Raw genomic sequence first — 15,675 nt, forward strand, 5'->3', positions numbered from 1 at the left:
CAAGTCGGTAGAAGCTGTCCGTAAGTAGGGGGTTTCGGAGAATGACGCAAGAGTCAGGGGGAAAGATGATCACATCGGAGGAACGCGCTGGACATCGTTCGGCTCTCACGGTAGCGACGTGGGAGCTGTGGAAGAGGCCCAAGCACTGGATCGCCTACACCGGGCTGTCCGTCGCGACGATGCTGGCACTGACGGGGGTCTTCGCCGCATCCATCGCCATCACGTCTTCGCAGGTCCTGCTGTGTTCCCTGCTCGCGGGGCTCGCCATCGCGCACACCGAGGCGACCCGCCGGATCGAGCGCCAGCGGCGCAGCATGAGCGTCACCCCGCATATCAACATGACCTCGGTCTGGGTCCTGCCGGGCGCGATCCTGCTTCCGCCGCAGTTGACCGCGCTTCTCGTAACCGTGATCTATCTTCACCTCGGATACCGCAGCTGGGCGGGCCTTCGCACGGTCAACCCCCATCGAACTGTGGCGAACGCCACATCGATGACGCTGACCGCGTTCGCCGCCTGGGCGGCCGTGCAGATCGTCGGCGCCGACACGGCGTCGGTGACGTCGATCTGCGCCGCGAGCCTCGCCTTCTTCCTGATGAACGCCGTCTTCACCGGCACCGGCCTGTACTTCGCGGCGCCCAAGAAGGCGAGCGTCCAGACGCTCCTCGGCTCTTGGGACGACAACATCCTGGAAGCCTCGACGGTCTGCATCGGCGCGCTCGTGCTCGCCGTCCTGCCGCATCAGCCGGTGCTCGTGCTGCTCGTCTTCCTGCCGCTGTACCTGCTGCAGCGGTCGGTGCTGATCAAGCAGCTGGAGGAGCTCGCCACCACCGACCAGAAGACCCAGCTGCTCAACGCCACGACCTGGCAGCAGGGCGCCGTCCGCGAGGTCTCCCGCGCGGAGCGCGAGAACGGCCAGTTCGGCGCGCTCATGATCGACCTCGACCACTTCAAGAGCATCAACGACACGTACGGCCACCTGGCGGGCGACGACGTGCTCAAGGGGGTCGCGGCGCTGGTCAAGGCCGAAACGCGGACGCAGGACCTCGCCGGCCGCTTCGGCGGTGAGGAGTTCGTCGTACTCCTGACCTCGTCTTCGAAGCAGGAGTCCGTCGCGGTCGCCGAGCGGATCCGGCAGCGGATCAGCGAAATGGTCATCAAGACCCAGGACAACGAGGGCAACGACGTGGTCATCGAGCAGCGGACGGCGTCGGTCGGCGTCGCGACGTTCCCGCTCGACGGCCGGACGATCGACGAGGTCATGGCCTCGGCCGACGCCTCCGTCTACGCGGCCAAACGCAACGGCCGCAACCGCGTCGTCTCGTCACCGGATCTGGCGTCGGTCACCGAAGAAGCCATGGAGGCCGTCGCGGCTTAGCGCAGTCTTTCCATCACGTCGGCGGCCGCGGTCCGGAGCCGGACGACGCCGCCGACGGTGAATTCGGTGAGCAGGTCGATGAGCGCGTCCGCGGCGGGCGGCTCACCGTCCCAGCTCGCCTGGACAAGTGCCTCGGTCATCGCGAAGAACAGCGTGACCAGCGCCTTGTCCGCGCGGCCGGAGTCGACGCCGTGGCGTGCCCAGCGCTGACGGCTCGCCTCGGTGTAGACGGTCGCGAGCCGTTCACGAAGCCGGGTGAGGGCCGGATCGCCCATGCGCTCCGCTTCGCGCAGTACGGGGAAGGCGTCGGGATTCGCCGCGACGAAGGCGAACATGTTGGCGTAGTTGGCGCGGGCCCATGACCGGAGCTCGGGCTGCGAGAGGTCGAGGGCGGGCGCGCCGATCGCCTCGAAGGCGCGTTCCTCGATGTCCGCCACGACCTGGGCGAACAACGTCGTGCGATCACCGAACTGCTCGTAGACGGCCTGACGGGACACCCCCGCGCGCCGGGCGATCTGCTCGATCGTCGCGGCCTGCGCGCCGTGCACCGCGAAGACGCCGGCGGCCGAACCCAGCACCCGCGCGCGTTGCTCGCCGATCGGGAGTTTGCGGGGTCTCCCTCGCGGCGCCGGACTTGACATTGTGCGCCACCTCACTGACTCTCTTTTTCGACACGTCTGTCGAAAATGTTTGTGCTCAACGAGGAGCAAGCATGCGTCCAGGATCCCGGCGCGGTGTGTCCGCCGCCGTCTCAGCGGCCACCATCGCGGCCCTGCTGACCTTCGGGGCACAGCAGGCCGGCGCCGCCCCGTCCTTCTACGATCCCCCGTCGCCACTGCCCGCGGGTGCTCCCGGCGACATCATCCGGCACGAGCCGTCCACCTTCTACGTCGATCCCGTGAAACTCATCAAGGCCGACGCGGACGTCCAGCGCATCATGTACCGCAGCACCGACACCCACGGCCGGGCCAACGCCGTGACCGGCACCGTCCTCACCCCGAAGAAGGCGTGGACCGGCGCGGGCGAACGGCCGGTCATCGGCTACGCGGCCGGGACGCAGGGCGTCGGCGACCAGTGCGCGCCGTCGAAAGCCCTCTCGGCGGGCATGGAGTACGAAGGCCCCTTCATCGCCGGGCTGCTGCTTCGCGGCTACGGCGTCGTCGTCACCGACTACGAGGGCCTCGGCACTCCCGGCGTCCACACGTACGTCAACCGCGTCGCCGAGGGCAACGCCGTCCTCGACTCGATCCGCGCGGCGCAGCGCCTGCCCGAAGCGAACCTGCCGGACAACGGCCCGGTCGCGACCGCGGGCTACTCGCAGGGCGGCGGGGCGTCGGCGTCGGCCGCCGAACTGCAGCCGTCGTACGCGCCCGAACTCAAGCTGAAGGGCTCGTACGCGGGCGCCGTCCCGGCCGACCTGGCCGAAGTCGGCAAGAACATCGACGGGCACTACGCGTTCGGGTTCCTCGGCTTCACGATGGTCAGCATGGACGCGGCGTATCCGGAGCTGAACATCCCGTCCCTGCTGAACGCGAAGGGCGCCGAAGCGTTCGAGAAGGTCAAGCAGGAGTGCACTGTGGACGCGATCTTCGCGCACGCGTTCACGCAGTCGAAGGACCTGACGAAGGACGGTCGGCCGCTGACCGCTTACCTCGGCGAAGAGCCGTACAAGACGCGAGTCGGCGAGCAGCTCATCGGTGCGCGTAAGCCGGGCGCGCCGACTCTGGTCGTCCACAGTGCTCTCGACGACATCGTCCCCTACGCGCAGGGGCGGACCATGGCGCGCTCGTGGTGCGCGAAGGGTGCGAAGGTGCAGTTCTCGACTTCGCTGGTTCCGACGCACGTCGGCGGGGCGATCCGGGCGTTCCCGGAGGCCTTCGCTTGGCTTGAGGGACGCTTCGCGGGGCTGCCGGCCTTCGGGAACTGCGGCCTCTTCTAGCGCTGCCGAGTGTCACTTGAGGCCGCACTCGGGTGTTCCGGCTTCGATCACGTGAGCGCGGCCGATCGGTCCAGGTGGTCGTGAGTGGCGATTCGGGTTAGAACCCGAATCGCCACTCACGACGTCACTTGAGGCCGGTGGCTTCCGCGGCGGCGGGGTCCGAGTCGCTCAGGAACGTCTTGCAGCGGTCGTACTCCTCGGTCTCGCCGATCTTGCCGGCGGCCTTGCCGAGGACGGCGAGGGAACGCAGAAAACCCTGGTTCGGACGGTGCGACCACGGCACCGGCCCGTGTCCCTTCCAGCCCGCGCGGCGAAGCTGGTCGAGACCGCGGTGGTAACCGGTGCGGGCGTACGCGTAAGCGGCGACGGTCTCGCCCGCGTCGAGCGCCTTCTCGGCGAGGGCGGCCCACGCCTCGCTGTAGTCGGGGTGCTCGGCGGCGACGGCGGCCGGATCGGTCCCGGCGTCCAGCGCCGCCTGCGCGGCGGAGTGCTCGGGGAGATGCGTCGGCTGGGGGCCGAGGAGGTTCGTCATACGGGCCATTGTGCCGACCGCGTGTGACTAGAAGAACAGGCTCCCGAGAATGCCCCCACCGGCCAGCACCAGAGCGGCGACGAGGACCGCCGCGACGAGTCGTTTCGGCATCATGGCGGCACACCTTGCCCTGTTTCGCACGCCGGTCGCAAATCCACCACCCCTACGGGTGAACCCCGATTTTCGACCCCAAATGCCCATCCCGTGATCTGGAGCAGGGAAGATGGCCCGCATGACAAAGGCGACAGAAGTGACCGGGGACCTTTCGCCGGGTGTCATCCCCCGCAGCCCGATCGCGAAGACGAGGCTGTTCTTCAAGCTCCATTGGCACCGCGGCGCGCCGGGACAGGCGACGCCGGACTGGGTGCTGAACTTCTGCTACTCGATGTGGCTGGCCGCGTTCGCCTTCAAACTGGTGGGCTCGTCCTGGGATATGTCGTGGCATTTCATGTGGCTGCGTGACGACCTCGCCCCGCCGCACCTGATCAACACCGTCGGCACGGTGATCATCATGGTGCTGGTGGCGATCCACAGCTACACCGGCATGGGCGCCGACCGGCGTTCGCTGCGGCTGATGCAGATCGGGCTCGTGGTGTTCCTCATCGCGGCGCCGCTGGACGTCATCAACCACCGCGTCAACGGTCTCGACCTGACCGCGTGGAGCCCGTCGCACATGATGCTCTACATCGGAACGGGCATCATGCAGGCCGGCGTGATCATGGGCTGGCTCAAATACGCCAAACCCGGCCGCCTGCGCACCGGTGTCCTGATCGGACTGTGGGCCTTCTTCCTCGAGAACACGTTCTTCCCGAACGGTCAGCAGGAGTACGGCATCCTCGGCCTGCGCGCCTGGGAACGCGGCACGCCCGAGGCCGAGCCCGAGCTGCTGAACTTCGCCGCCAACCAGATCGGGCATCCGGTCGACCGGGTCGCCGTCGAATACTTCACGATGCCGATTGACGACTGGGTGTACCCGCTGTGGGGCATCGGCGTGATGGCGCTGATCTTCGCGCTGGCGCGGCACACGACCGGGTTCCGCTGGGCGGGTACGACGGTCGCCGCCGCGTACCTCGCGTACCGGCTGGTGATGTGGCCGCTGCTGCTCGGGATGGGCTTCCCGGTCTCGGTCGTGCCGTTCTATCTGCTGGCCGTCGGGCTCGCCGTCGACCTGGCGTTCCGCATCGGGCGGGGGCATCCGATGCTGACGGCGGGCGCGGGCGCGCTGCTGGTGACCGCTTTCGGTTACGGGATGTTGTGGGTGCAGTCGCAGTTCCGGCCGTGGATCCTCGGTGACGCGCACACGGAGTCCGCGCCGCCGGTGGCCTACTGGACGGCCGCGGTCTGTCTGGTCGGGGTCGGCGTGCTGTGGGCCGCCGCCGGGCCGGGGACGCGGGCGATGAACTCGGTGCTGGAGAAGCGTCGCGCACGCGCCGCCTGAGGCTCACACGGCCGGATCGTGCCCGGCCCGCCACAAGGAATCGAGCGGGAGCGCCATCAGCCGATCACCGAAGCTGATGGCGCCCTGGCTCCCCGTGTGCAAGACGATTCCTTGCGTGAACTGATCACCGAGAAGGTCTCTCAACTGGGCGAGGCCGCGGAAATCCGCCGCGGTCACGGTGTCTCGCGCCTTCGCTTCGATGCCGACAACCTGCCCGTCGTCCCGTTCCATGACCACGTCGACCTCCGCGCCACCGCTCACTCGCCAGTGGTGCAGCCGAACCTCGGCTTCGCTCCACGTCGCTTGCTTGGCCAGTTCATTGACGATGAAGGTCTCGACAAGGGGGCCACGGGTCGGCGCCACGGGCTTCGCCAGGGATTCCGGTGACACGCCCAGCAAAGAAGCGGCGAGTCCCGTGTCGGTGAGGTGCAACTTGGCGTGTTTCACCGCCCGGGACGTCAGATTTCGCGACCACGCCGGGAGCCGGTGGACCAGGAACACCGCTTCGAGCAACTCGACGTACTTGTTCACCGTGGTGCGGTGAAGGCCTGTCCTGGTCGACGTGTTCACGCTGTTGTGCTCTTGCGCTGTGATGGAGGCCAGGTAAGCCAGCAAGGCCGTCATCGCGCTGGGTTCATTGACCCTGGACATCTCCCGGATGTCGCGCTCCGCGATGGCCTGCACATAGGCACGGAACCAGGCTTTACGCGCACGCGCGCCGCCGAGAAGCGCGGGTTCGGGAAAACCTCCGCGACAGATCCGCTCGAAGTAGTCCGCGCGATCGACGCTCGCGGGACCGAGGCCGAGCAAACGGCCGGGTTCGTCGAAAGCGACATCGATGAACCGCTCGAACCGCCCCTCGAACTCCCCCTGCGAAAACGGCCACACATCGACGACGACGCCCCTGCCCGCCAGGGACTCCGAAAGGCTGGGAGTCGCCAGGAACCTGGTGGACCCGGCCAGGACGTAGCGTCCTGGCCCGTTATCCGCGTCGACCTCCGCCTTGATCGCTCTGATCAGCGGGTCCCCTGCCCGTTGCACCTCATCGATGAGCCTGGGCTCCGGGCCGGTACCGGCGAATCCGACTGGGTCCTCGATGGCCGCTTGCAGAAGTTGCTCGTCGTCGAGGTTGAACGAGGTACCACCGTGCCGCCGGTGCAGATGCCTGAGCATGGTCGTCTTACCGGCCTGACGCGGGCCGTTGAGGATCACGATGCGAAAGCTCGCCAAGTACTCCTCTGCGACGGCGCAACTGGCCCGTACCAGGTCCGATTCGGCCATAGCTCCTCGAATGCCGGAGGTCGTGTACATCTCACAGTACCCTCGACCGACATTTCACGACCAGGTGAACCGACATTCCACAGCACAAGTGACCGACATTTTGCTGATCTTGAAACCGCTGGTCTCAGCCACGCTCCGAGTACGTGAAGGCCCCCTTCCTTGCGTCTAGCGCAAGGGAGGGGGCCTTCACGTACTTCCGCATTCAGAGGACGAAATGCGGGAAGGTCAGAGCTTCTTGCCGGCCGAGCCCAGCGACTGAGCGGCCTCGACGACGCGCGCGGCCATGCCGGCCTCGGCGGCCTTCAGGTAGCTACGCGGGTCGTAGACCTTCTTGTTGCCGACCTCGCCGTCGATCTTCAGGACGCCGTCGTAGTTCTTGAAGAAGTGGTCCGCGATGGGCCGGGTGAAGGCGTACTGCGTGTCGGTGTCGACGTTCATCTTCACGACGCCGTAGGACACCGCCTCGCGGATCTCCTCCGGCAGCGAACCGGAACCGCCGTGGAAGACCAGCTCGAACGGCTTCGAGCCCGCCGCGAGGCCGAGCTTCTTCGCCGCCGCCTCCTGGCCGCCCTTGAGCACGTCCGGGCGCAGCTTCACGTTGCCGGGCTTGTAGACGCCGTGCACGTTGCCGAAGGTCGCGGCCAGCAGGTAGCGGCCGTTCTCGCCGGAGCCGAGCGCGTCGATCGTCTTCAGGAAGTCGCCCTCGGCGGTGTACAGCTTCTCGTTGATCTCGGCCTCGACGCCGTCTTCCTCGCCGCCGACGACGCCGATCTCGACCTCGAGGATGATGTTCGCGGCCGCGGCCTTGGCGAGCAGCTCCTGCGCGATCTCGAGGTTCTCGTCGAGGTCGATCGCGGAACCGTCCCACATGTGGCTCTGGAACAGCGGGTTCTGGCCGTTCTTGACCCGCTCCGCGGAGATCTCGATCAGCGGGCGGACGAAGCCGTCGAGCTTGTCCTTCGGGCAGTGGTCGGTGTGCAGCGCGACGTTCACGTCGTACTTGGCGGCGACGACCTGGGCGAACTCGGCGAGCGCGACCGAACCGGTCACCATGTCCTTGACCTTCTGGCCGGACGCGAACTCCGCGCCGCCGGTGGAGAACTGGATGATCCCGTCGCTCTCCGCCTCGGCGAACCCGCGGATCGCGGCGTTCAGGGTCTCCGACGAGGTCACGTTGATGGCCGGGTAGGCGAATTCGTTCGCCTTCGCCCGGTCGAGCATCTCCGCGTAGACCTCGGGGGTGGCGATGGGCATCGTTTACTCCTCCTCGAAGCAGGCTGGTGCACCTCTCGGCCGCATCGTACGAGGTCGGCCGGGAGGTGCCTACAGCCGTCGCGTCAGAGGAGGACCGCGGCGAGCGCCCGGTAGACCGGCAGGGGGTCGGAGTTCAGTACCTGGATGTTGACGTGGTCCGCCCCGGCCTCGATATGCGCGGTGACGCCGCGGGCGACCGTCTCGGCGTCGCCGTGGACGGCCAGCGCGTCGATCAGCTTGTCGCTGCCCTCGCCCGCCAGGTCCTCGTCGGTGAAACCGAGTTTCCGCAGGGAGTTCGTGTAGTTGACGAGACCGAGGTAGAACTTGACGCTCGGCCGTCCGATCTCGCGGGCCTTCGCCGGATCGGCCTCGAGGACGATCTTCTGCTCCGGCGCGAGCAGCGGTCCTTCGCCGAGGATCTCGCGTGCCTGACGGGTGTGCTCGGGCGTCATCAGGTACGGGTGGGCTCCCGCTGTGCGGTCTCCTGCGAGTTTGATCACCTTCGGGCCGAGAGCGGCGAGAACGCGGCCTTCGACCGGCACCCCGGCGGCGTCGAGAGCGTCGAGGTACTCGACCAGCGCCGTGTACGGCTTCTTGAACTCGGCGGTGTGCTCGCGGTGCCCGGCGCCGATACCGAGCAGGAAGCGGCCCGGGTGCTTCGCCTCGATGCGCTTGTACGACTCGGCGACCGTGGCCGCGTCGTCCTTCCAGATGTTGACGATGCCGGTGGCCACCTTGATCGTCTTCGTGGCGTCGAGCAGCTCCTCCGCCTTCACGAGGTCGCCGTCCGGTGAGCCGCCCAGCCAGATCGCGCCGTAGCCGAGTTCTTCCAGCTCACGGGCGATCTCCGGGGTGAAGACGGATTCGTGCTGCCAGATGCCGATCCTGCCGAGTTCGATTCCCATGTTCCGAGCCAACACCACGGGCGGGCGATGTCTTCCCTTATGTTCGAACCATGGCGAAACTCGGGAACACCGACCTCGACGTCCGTGGGATCAACCTCGGCGGCAACGTCTTCGGCTGGACCGCGGACGAGGAGCAGTCCTTCGCCGTCCTCGACGCCTACACGGCGGCGGGCGGCAACTTCATCGACACCGCCGACCTGTACTCCCAAGGCGGTTCCGAGACGATCATCGGCGACTGGCTGGCCAAACGCGGGCGCCGTGACGACGTCGTCATCGCGACCAAGACCGGTATGTGGGAGCAGCGCAAGGGGCTGTCGGCGGCGAACATCGCGGCGGCGGCCGAAGACTCGCTGCGACGGCTTCGCACCGATCACATCGACCTCTACTACGCGCACATCGACGATCCGGACACCCCGGTCGAGGAGACGGTGCGGGCCTTCGACGCACTCGTGCGCGCGGGCAAGGTGCGCTACGTCGCGGCGTCGAACTACTCCGCCGAACGACTGAGCGAAGCACTGTCCATTTCGGACCGCGAGGGCTGGCGAAGTACGTCGCGCTGCAGCCGCACTACAACCTCGTCGAGCGGGACTACGAGCAGGACCTGGCGCCGACGGTCGAGCGCGAAGGCCTGACCGTACTGCCGTATTTCTCGCTGGCCAAGGGTTTCCTCGCCGGGAAGTACCGCTCGAAGGACGACCTCGGGGACAGCCCGCGCGCCGCTCGCGCTTCGTCCTATTTGGACGAACGGGGCGAGCGGGTGCTCGCGGCGCTCGACGAGGTCGCGGCCTCCCGCGGCGTCCCGGTCGCGGCCGTTTCGCTCGCGTGGCTGTTCGCGCAGCCGACCGTCACCGCGCCCATCGCGAGCGCCCGCTCGGTCGAGCAGCTGAACGACCTCCTGCCCGCCGCCGACCTCGCGCTGACCACCGAGGAGGTCGACGCCCTCACCGTCGCCTCGCGCTGACCCCCTCCCGCATTTCGTCCTCTGAACGCGGTAGTCGGCACCACGAACTACCGCATCCAGAGGACGAAATGCGGACTTACTTGCGGGTAGCTTACTCCGGGTAGGTTGAGGTACCGTCCGAAAGCCTTAGGGCTCGGACGAGGAGGCAACGTGGCCAAGAACAGCGTGAACGGCAAGGTCGTCCTGATCACCGGCGCCGCGAGGGGCATCGGCGCGGGACTCGCCGAGCGCCTGGCCGCGCAGGGCGCGAAGGTCGCCCTGGTCGGCATCGAAGCCAAGGAACAGCAGGCGGTCGCCGACAAGATCGGCCCCAGCGCGCACGCGTGGGAAGCCGACGTCACCAGCTGGGACGACCTCGAACGCGCCACCGCGGGCGTCGTCCAGCACTTCGGCGGGATCGACATCGTCATCGCGAACGCCGGCATCGCGACCTCCGGTTTCGTCCGGTCGGTGGATCCCGCCGCCTTCGAGAAGGTCATCGAGGTCGACCTCCTGGGCGTTTGGCGCACCTTCCGCGTCACCCTTCCGCATGTCATCGACCGCAAGGGCTACCTGCTGGCGATCTCCTCGCTGGCCGCGATCACCCACGCGCCCGGCATGGCGAACTACGCCGCCGCGAAGGCGGGCGTCGAGGCGTTCTGCAACAGCTTCCGCGCCGAAGTCGCCCACCTCGGCGTGAAGGTCGGCGTCGCGCACCCCACCTGGATCCGCACCGACCTCGTCGAGAGCGCCGACCAGCACCCGGTCTTCGGCAAGCTCCGCGCCGGCATGCCCGGCCTGCTCGGCAAGACCTACCCGCTGTCCGTCGCGCTCGACCACCTGCAGGCCGGGGTCAACAAACGCGCCCGCACCGTGCACGTTCCCCGCTGGGTCGGCGGCCTGAAGCTGATCCGCGCGTTCCTGCCGCCGATCATCGAGATCGGCGCGAAGGGCCGGATCAAGAAGGCCGACGCCGCCGCGCTCATGGACATCAAAGAGCGCGGGGCGTACGAATCTTCAGTGACCGGCCAGGCAGGCCGGGCCGCCACACGAAAGGGCTGACGTATGTCCCGTCGCGACCAGATCCGCATGTCACCCGACGAACTCGCCGCCTATCTCGACGAGCAGAAGGTCATCAACGTCGCGACGATCGGCCCCAACGGCCGCCCGCATCTGGCGCCGCTCTGGTACTACCCGCACGAGTCCGGTGTCGCGACCTGGACCTACGGCACGTCCCAGAAGGCGAAGAACCTGGAGCGAGACCCCCGCGCCACCGTGCTCATCGAGGACGGCGACAGCTACGAGAAGCTGCGCGGGGTCTCCCTCGAAGCCGACGTCGAGGTCATCACCGACACGGCCGTGGTCACCCGGATGGGTATCAGCCTCATGCAGCGGTACGCGGGCGCGAAGCCCGGGGACCCGGTGCCCGACGAGCTGTCCGGCTTCATCGGCAAGCAGGCCCCGAAGCGGATCGGGCTGATTTTCCGGCCCACCAAGATCGTCAGCTGGGACCACACGAAACTCGGCGGCACGTACTGACGGGTAGGTAGTACTAGCAAGTAACTGTTACTTCAGGTAACGTCATCTGCGCAAGAAAGCCTCGACGTGGAGGGCGCAGATGACCGAGCGATTCAAGGTCGTGATCGTGGGCACCGGATTCTCCGGGCTCGGCCAGGCCATCCAGCTCGAAAAGGCCGGGATCTCCGACTACGTGATCCTGGAGAAGGCGGACGAAGTCGGCGGTACGTGGCGCGACAACTCGTACCCCGGCTGCGCCTGCGACGTGCAGTCCCACATGTACTCGTTCTCCTACGAGCAGAACCCGGACTGGTCGCGGTCGTTCTCGCCCGCCCCCGAGATCTTCCAGTACCTGAAGGACGTCACCGACAAGTACCGGCTGCGGCGCAAGATCCGCTTCGGGGTCGAGCTCACCGGCGCCACCTGGGACGACACCGCGCGCCGCTGGCACGTGCACACCAAGTCGGGTGAGTTCGAGGCCCAGTTCCTGGTCTCCGGTGTCGGCGGCCTGCACATCCCGCAGGTGCCCCAGCTCCCCGGGATCGAGAAGTTCAAGGGCCAGACCTGGCATTCGGCGCAGTGGAACCACGAGTACGACCTGCGCGGCAAGAAGGTCGCCGTGGTCGGCACCGGCGCGAGCGCGATCCAGTTCGTCCCGAAGATCGCCCCCGAGGTCGACGAGCTGACGCTGTTCCAGCGCACGCCGCCGTGGATCATGCCGAAACCCGACCACGCCATGCCGGGCTGGGCCAAGACCGCGTTCCGCCGGATCCCCGGCGTGCAACGGCTTTACCGCAACGCGCTGTACTGGTTCCTCGAAGTCCGCGCCGTCGGCTTCAACGGTCACCCCGCGATCATGAAGGCCGGCGAGGTGATCGCGAAGCGCCACATCGGCAAGGCCATCAAGGATCCGAAGCTGCGCAAGAAGGTCACCCCGGACTACACCATGGGCTGTAAGCGGGTGCTGATCTCCAACGACTACTACCCGGCGATCAATCGGTCCAATGTGGACGTCAACACCGAAGGCGTGCGAGAGGTCAAGGCGCACAGCATCGTCGATGGGAACGGCGTCGAGCACGAGGTCGACGCGATCATCTACGGCACCGGTTTCAAGGTCACGGATGCCTTGGAATACCTGGACATCACCGGGATCGACGGCCGCGACCTCGCCAAGGAATGGGCGACCGAGGGGATGCGCACGCACAAGGGCATCAACGTCGCCGGTTTCCCCAACCTGTTCTTCCTCCTCGGCCCGAACACCGCGCTGGGCCACAACTCCGTGGTCTTCATGATCGAGTCGCAGGCGCGGTACGTCGTCGACGCGATCAAACTCGCCGACTCGCGGGGCGCCGCCGCGCTCGACGTCCGCCCCGGCGTGCAGGAGAAGTTCCAGCGCGAGATCCAGGACAAACTCGTCAAGGGCGTGTGGACCCAGGGCGGCTGCAAGAGCTGGTACCTCGACGCGAAGGGCGTCAACCGCACGATCTGGCCGGGCTTCACCTGGCGCTATTGGCTCGACACCCGCAAGGTCGACGCCAGCGACTACGAACTCAGCGGGAGGTCGTCGTGACCGACCACGAGCAGATCGTCCTGCACGCCCGCGACGTCGAGTTCGACTGGGCGTCGCTGCCGATGCACTGGATCCCCGGCGAACCGCAGGCGACGCACACGATCAACGTGCTGCACCTGGCGCTGCCGGAGGGCGAACGCTGGTTCGTCGAGGTGTTCAAGCAGGCCGTCCCGCTGATCCGCGACGAGCGGCTCAAGGAGGACGTCCTCGGCTTCATCGGCCAGGAGGCCATGCACGCCGAGGCGCACGACGGCGCGGCGGAACACCTCGAAGCGGCGGGCGTCCACGTGCGCCCGTACATCGCGCAGATGGAGTGGATGTTCCGCCGTCTGCTCGGCGACCGTGAGCTTTCCGCCAAACGGCGCGAAGAGTGGCTGATCGAACGGCTCGCCGTCATCGCCGCGATCGAGCACTACACCGCGTTCCTCGGCCAGTGGATCCTCGACGCCGAAGCGCTCGACAAGGCGGGCGCCGATCCGACGATGCTGGATCTCCTGCGCTGGCACGGCGCCGAAGAGGTCGAGCACCGCTCGGTCGCCTTCGATCTGTTCATGCACCTCGACGGCCGCTACGCGCGCCGCGTGCGCAGCATGCTCGTGGTGACGCCGGTGCTCGCGTGGGTCTTCTTGCGGGGCACCAGGTTCCTCATGAAGAACGACCCGACCCGGCCGGGCAAGGCGAGTTTCCGGACCTATCTGCGCGTGGCGAAGCACGGGCTTCTGCCTTCGGGCAAGCAGCTGCGGCGTGAGATCCGGCCGTACTTCCGGAAGTCCTACCACCCCACCGAAACCGGCAACACCGATCAGGCCGTCGCGTACCTCGCGAGCTCTCCGGCCGCGCTGGCCGCCGACGAACCCCGGTGATGACACCGCCGAGGCCGCTGCGGCTCGACGGCAGCGGGCGCACCGACCGCGCGATGGCGTCGCTGACCGGTGTCGTCGCGCTGTACCGCAGGCTCAGCGGGGTGAGCGGCCGTCGCCGTCCGCCTGTGGTCGCCGTCGACCGTGACCTCCCGCTGGTCGTCGACGACCTCCGCGCCCAGGCGGACGGCGTCGCCGTCCTGCGGCTGGTGCACGAACGCGGCGAGCCGCTGCCCCGGTGGCGGCCCGGCGCGCATGTCGATCTCTCTCCGCGGCCGGGTCTGGTCCGGCAGTACTCCCTGTGCGGTGACCCGGACGACCGCTCGGCCTACCGCGTCGGAGTCCGGTTGCTCGGCGAGGGATCGACGGCGATGCACGCGCTGAAGAAGGGCGCGCGGATCACCGGGCGCGGCCCGCGCAACGCCTTTCCGTTCGTCGAGAGCCCGGCGTACCTGTTCATCGCGGGCGGTATCGGGATCACGCCGATCCTGCCGATGGTGCGGCAGGCGGCCGCTTCGGGAGCGGATTGGCGACTGGTCTACACCGGTCGCGACGAGGCTTCGATGCCGTTCTTGGAAGAATTGTCCGAATTCGAGGACCGGGTGTGGATCCGGCCGGACACGGACTACGGGATCCCCGCGTCGGGCGCGGAATTGCTCGAAGGGGCACCGAAGAGTGCCCCGATCTACTGCTGCGGCCCGGTTCCGATGATCGTGAGCGTCCGGACGGACGCGGCGCTGCGCGACTCGGGACCCGTGTTCTTCGAACGGTTCTCGACGCCGCCGATCGTCGGCGGCAAGCCGTTCCGCGTCGAACTCGCGCGCAGCGGCGTGACACTGGACGTGCCCGCCGACCGGTCGACCCTCGACGTCCTGCGCGAGACCGTGCCCGGCATCGCTTATTCGTGCCGGCAGGGGTTTTGCGGGACGTGCGAGCTGCCGACGGTGACCGGCGACCGCGTCCGGGTCTGCGTCGAACGCGAGCCGGTCACCCTCGATCTCTGACCCGTCAGTCTTCCTTCGGGATCCAGGCGCCGATCACCGGCTTGAACTCGCGCACGGTCCGCTTCGCCACGACCCCTTCGAGGTGGTACGGGTCCTGGTCGATGATCTCCAGCAACGCCGCCTCGTCGGCCGCCTGGTACATCGAGATGCCTCCGGAGCCGTCGCCCAGCGGGCCGCCGAGCGCGACGACGCCCTGGTCCGCGAGGTCGGTGAGGAACTTCCGGTGCCGGGGACGCACGTCCGCCAGCTTCTCCTGCACGTACGTGATCTCCACCAGGAACCAGGCCATCGACATCTCCAAGGTCGTTCCGACAGACGCCTCCCAGCTTCTCAGGATCCGATCAGGCAGGACCGTCACCCCACCCGATACGCTGATCGAGCGCCATGCACAGGTTGTGCTTCAAAGGGGTAAATGAACAGGTAGGGGTACATGCTCGAGGGCAATGCGGAACGCAGTGTCGAGGCGACCCTCGGCCACTTGCGCACCATGGACGGACCGGTCACGCCACCGCCGCCTGCGGCACCGCTGACCCTTGAGGATCTCTATCGCCAGCACCGGATGCGGCTCGTCCGGCTGGCCATCCTGCTCGTGGACGAACCGGCGACCGCCGAAGACGTCGTCCAGGAGGCCTTCACCGGGCTGCACCGCAACTGGGGGCGCCTGCGCGACGCCGCCGCGGCCGTCGGCTACCTGCGCACCGCCGTGGTCAACGGCTCACGCAGCGTGCTGCGCCGCCGCAAGACCGCGCGCGAGTACGTCGCGCCGCACGCCGTCAACGCGCGTTCGGCCGAAAGCCTCGCCATGCTGTCGAGTGAACATCAGGCCGTTGTGAGCGCTTTGTCCAAACTGCCCCCTCGCCAGCGCGAGGTTTTGGTCCTCCGTTACTACGGTGGGCTGAGTGAGGCCGAAATCTCGGAGGCCGCCGGGATTTCGAAAGGTACCGTTAAGTCAACCGCCAGCCGGGCGCTCGAAGCACTGCAGAAAGCGATGCAGTCACCGAACTGATGCCCGGCCTTCATCTCGACCGCTGGGTTGTGCCGCCATGCTTGGTCCAGAC

At 67.6% G+C, this 15,675-nt stretch carries 15 protein-coding genes and 1 pseudogene; 10 read left to right on the forward strand and 6 right to left on the reverse strand.

Translation table 11 applies throughout. The annotated features are described in order from the left end of the window. The first annotated feature begins 65 nt into the window (after positions 1 to 65). Complete coding sequence (locus AB8M46_RS10170) at positions 66 to 1,376, forward strand: GGDEF domain-containing protein (RefSeq protein WP_394360152.1); 1,311 nt, start codon at positions 66 to 68, stop codon at positions 1,374 to 1,376. Here AB8M46_RS10170 and AB8M46_RS10175 read toward each other — a convergent pair. Further along, positions 1,373 to 1,954 (reverse strand): TetR/AcrR family transcriptional regulator, encoded by a 582-nt coding sequence (locus tag AB8M46_RS10175; protein ID WP_394360874.1) that lies wholly within the window; start codon positions 1,952 to 1,954, stop codon positions 1,373 to 1,375. The genes AB8M46_RS10170 and AB8M46_RS10175 overlap by 4 nt on opposite strands. Before the next feature lie 134 nt (positions 1,955 to 2,088). On the opposite strand from AB8M46_RS10175, the gene AB8M46_RS10180 reads away from it, so the two are divergent. Next, a complete protein-coding gene (locus tag AB8M46_RS10180) occupies positions 2,089 to 3,315 on the forward strand; it encodes a lipase family protein (RefSeq protein WP_037334588.1) in 1,227 nt (408 codons plus the stop codon). 124 nt (positions 3,316 to 3,439) lie between these two features. On the opposite strand, the gene AB8M46_RS10185 is transcribed toward AB8M46_RS10180, so the two are convergent. Then, positions 3,440 to 3,847, reverse strand: a complete 408-nt coding sequence (locus AB8M46_RS10185) for a DUF3151 domain-containing protein (RefSeq protein ID WP_394360153.1) — start codon at positions 3,845 to 3,847, stop codon at positions 3,440 to 3,442. Positions 3,848 to 4,079: 232 nt separating this feature from the next. On the opposite strand from AB8M46_RS10185, the gene AB8M46_RS10190 reads away from it, so the two are divergent. Then, a complete protein-coding gene (locus tag AB8M46_RS10190; protein ID WP_037334584.1) occupies positions 4,080 to 5,285 on the forward strand; it encodes a hypothetical protein in 1,206 nt (401 codons plus the stop codon). A 3-nt stretch (positions 5,286 to 5,288) separates the two neighbouring features. On the opposite strand, the gene AB8M46_RS10195 is transcribed toward AB8M46_RS10190, so the two are convergent. The 3 genes from AB8M46_RS10195 to AB8M46_RS10205 form a co-directional block, all read right to left on the reverse strand. Beyond that, on the reverse strand, positions 5,289 to 6,566 hold the full coding sequence (locus tag AB8M46_RS10195; RefSeq protein WP_394360154.1) for an ATP-binding protein: 1,278 nt from the start codon (positions 6,564 to 6,566) through the stop codon (positions 5,289 to 5,291). Between the two features lie 225 nt (positions 6,567 to 6,791). Then, on the reverse strand, positions 6,792 to 7,820 hold the full coding sequence (gene fbaA / locus AB8M46_RS10200; RefSeq protein WP_394360155.1) for a class II fructose-bisphosphate aldolase: 1,029 nt from the start codon (positions 7,818 to 7,820) through the stop codon (positions 6,792 to 6,794). An 83-nt stretch (positions 7,821 to 7,903) separates the two neighbouring features. Next, entirely contained in the window at positions 7,904 to 8,725 is an 822-nt protein-coding gene (locus AB8M46_RS10205; protein WP_037334577.1) for an LLM class F420-dependent oxidoreductase, read from the reverse strand. A 50-nt stretch (positions 8,726 to 8,775) separates the two neighbouring features. Here AB8M46_RS10205 and AB8M46_RS10210 point away from each other — a divergent pair. The 6 genes and pseudogenes from AB8M46_RS10210 to AB8M46_RS10235 all read left to right on the forward strand — a co-directional run bounded on the left by AB8M46_RS10210 (position 8,776) and on the right by AB8M46_RS10235 (position 14,617). After that, positions 8,776 to 9,686 (forward strand): annotated as a pseudogene (locus AB8M46_RS10210) (aldo/keto reductase). 150 nt (positions 9,687 to 9,836) lie between these two features. Further along, positions 9,837 to 10,727, forward strand: a complete 891-nt coding sequence (locus AB8M46_RS10215) for an SDR family oxidoreductase (protein WP_394360156.1) — start codon at positions 9,837 to 9,839, stop codon at positions 10,725 to 10,727. 3 nt (positions 10,728 to 10,730) lie between these two features. Further along, the gene (locus AB8M46_RS10220) at positions 10,731 to 11,204 is read left to right on the forward strand and encodes a pyridoxamine 5'-phosphate oxidase family protein (protein ID WP_125733032.1); all 474 of its coding nucleotides are present in this window, start codon (positions 10,731 to 10,733) and stop codon (positions 11,202 to 11,204) included. 79 nt (positions 11,205 to 11,283) lie between these two features. After that, a complete protein-coding gene (locus AB8M46_RS10225; RefSeq protein ID WP_037334569.1) occupies positions 11,284 to 12,753 on the forward strand; it encodes an NAD(P)/FAD-dependent oxidoreductase in 1,470 nt (489 codons plus the stop codon). After that, positions 12,750 to 13,616, forward strand: a complete 867-nt coding sequence (locus AB8M46_RS10230; RefSeq protein ID WP_394360157.1) for a metal-dependent hydrolase — start codon at positions 12,750 to 12,752, stop codon at positions 13,614 to 13,616. Before AB8M46_RS10225 ends, AB8M46_RS10230 begins: the two co-directional genes overlap by 4 nt. Continuing rightward, the gene (locus AB8M46_RS10235; protein ID WP_394360158.1) at positions 13,616 to 14,617 is read left to right on the forward strand and encodes a PDR/VanB family oxidoreductase; all 1,002 of its coding nucleotides are present in this window, start codon (positions 13,616 to 13,618) and stop codon (positions 14,615 to 14,617) included. Before AB8M46_RS10230 ends, AB8M46_RS10235 begins: the two co-directional genes overlap by 1 nt. A gap of 4 nt (positions 14,618 to 14,621) precedes the next feature. On the opposite strand, the gene AB8M46_RS10240 is transcribed toward AB8M46_RS10235, so the two are convergent. Next, a complete protein-coding gene (locus AB8M46_RS10240) occupies positions 14,622 to 14,906 on the reverse strand; it encodes a YciI family protein (protein ID WP_043849254.1) in 285 nt (94 codons plus the stop codon). A gap of 141 nt (positions 14,907 to 15,047) precedes the next feature. Here AB8M46_RS10240 and AB8M46_RS10245 point away from each other — a divergent pair, with 141 nt between their 5' ends. Continuing rightward, positions 15,048 to 15,623: a SigE family RNA polymerase sigma factor gene (locus AB8M46_RS10245; RefSeq protein ID WP_007032484.1), complete on the forward strand. Its 576-nt coding sequence runs from the start codon at positions 15,048 to 15,050 to the stop codon at positions 15,621 to 15,623. Positions 15,624 to 15,675: the final 52 nt, after the last annotated feature.

It is taken from the genome of Amycolatopsis sp. SB7-3, from assembly GCF_041021335.1.
In the GTDB taxonomy this organism is placed as follows: Bacteria; Actinomycetota; Actinomycetes; order Mycobacteriales; family Pseudonocardiaceae; genus Amycolatopsis; species Amycolatopsis japonica.

Excerpts from the sequence above, each read along its gene's own strand:
- AB8M46_RS10170 (WP_394360152.1), top strand. The coding sequence starts at position 66 with ATGATCACATCGGAGGAACGCGCTGGACATCGTTCGGCTCTCACGGTA.
- AB8M46_RS10180 (WP_037334588.1), top strand. The coding sequence starts at position 2,089 with ATGCGTCCAGGATCCCGGCGCGGTGTGTCCGCCGCCGTCTCAGCGGCC.
- AB8M46_RS10185 (WP_394360153.1), bottom strand. The coding sequence starts at position 3,847 with ATGACGAACCTCCTCGGCCCCCAGCCGACGCATCTCCCCGAGCACTCC.
- AB8M46_RS10190 (WP_037334584.1), top strand. The coding sequence starts at position 4,080 with ATGACAAAGGCGACAGAAGTGACCGGGGACCTTTCGCCGGGTGTCATC.
- AB8M46_RS10195 (WP_394360154.1), bottom strand. The coding sequence starts at position 6,566 with ATGGCCGAATCGGACCTGGTACGGGCCAGTTGCGCCGTCGCAGAGGAG.
- fbaA (WP_394360155.1), bottom strand. The coding sequence starts at position 7,820 with ATGCCCATCGCCACCCCCGAGGTCTACGCGGAGATGCTCGACCGGGCG.
- AB8M46_RS10205 (WP_037334577.1), bottom strand. The coding sequence starts at position 8,725 with ATGGGAATCGAACTCGGCAGGATCGGCATCTGGCAGCACGAATCCGTC.
- AB8M46_RS10220 (WP_125733032.1), top strand. The coding sequence starts at position 10,731 with ATGTCCCGTCGCGACCAGATCCGCATGTCACCCGACGAACTCGCCGCC.
- AB8M46_RS10225 (WP_037334569.1), top strand. The coding sequence starts at position 11,284 with ATGACCGAGCGATTCAAGGTCGTGATCGTGGGCACCGGATTCTCCGGG.
- AB8M46_RS10235 (WP_394360158.1), top strand. The coding sequence starts at position 13,616 with ATGACACCGCCGAGGCCGCTGCGGCTCGACGGCAGCGGGCGCACCGAC.
- AB8M46_RS10240 (WP_043849254.1), bottom strand. The coding sequence starts at position 14,906 with ATGGCCTGGTTCCTGGTGGAGATCACGTACGTGCAGGAGAAGCTGGCG.
- AB8M46_RS10245 (WP_007032484.1), top strand. The coding sequence starts at position 15,048 with ATGCTCGAGGGCAATGCGGAACGCAGTGTCGAGGCGACCCTCGGCCAC.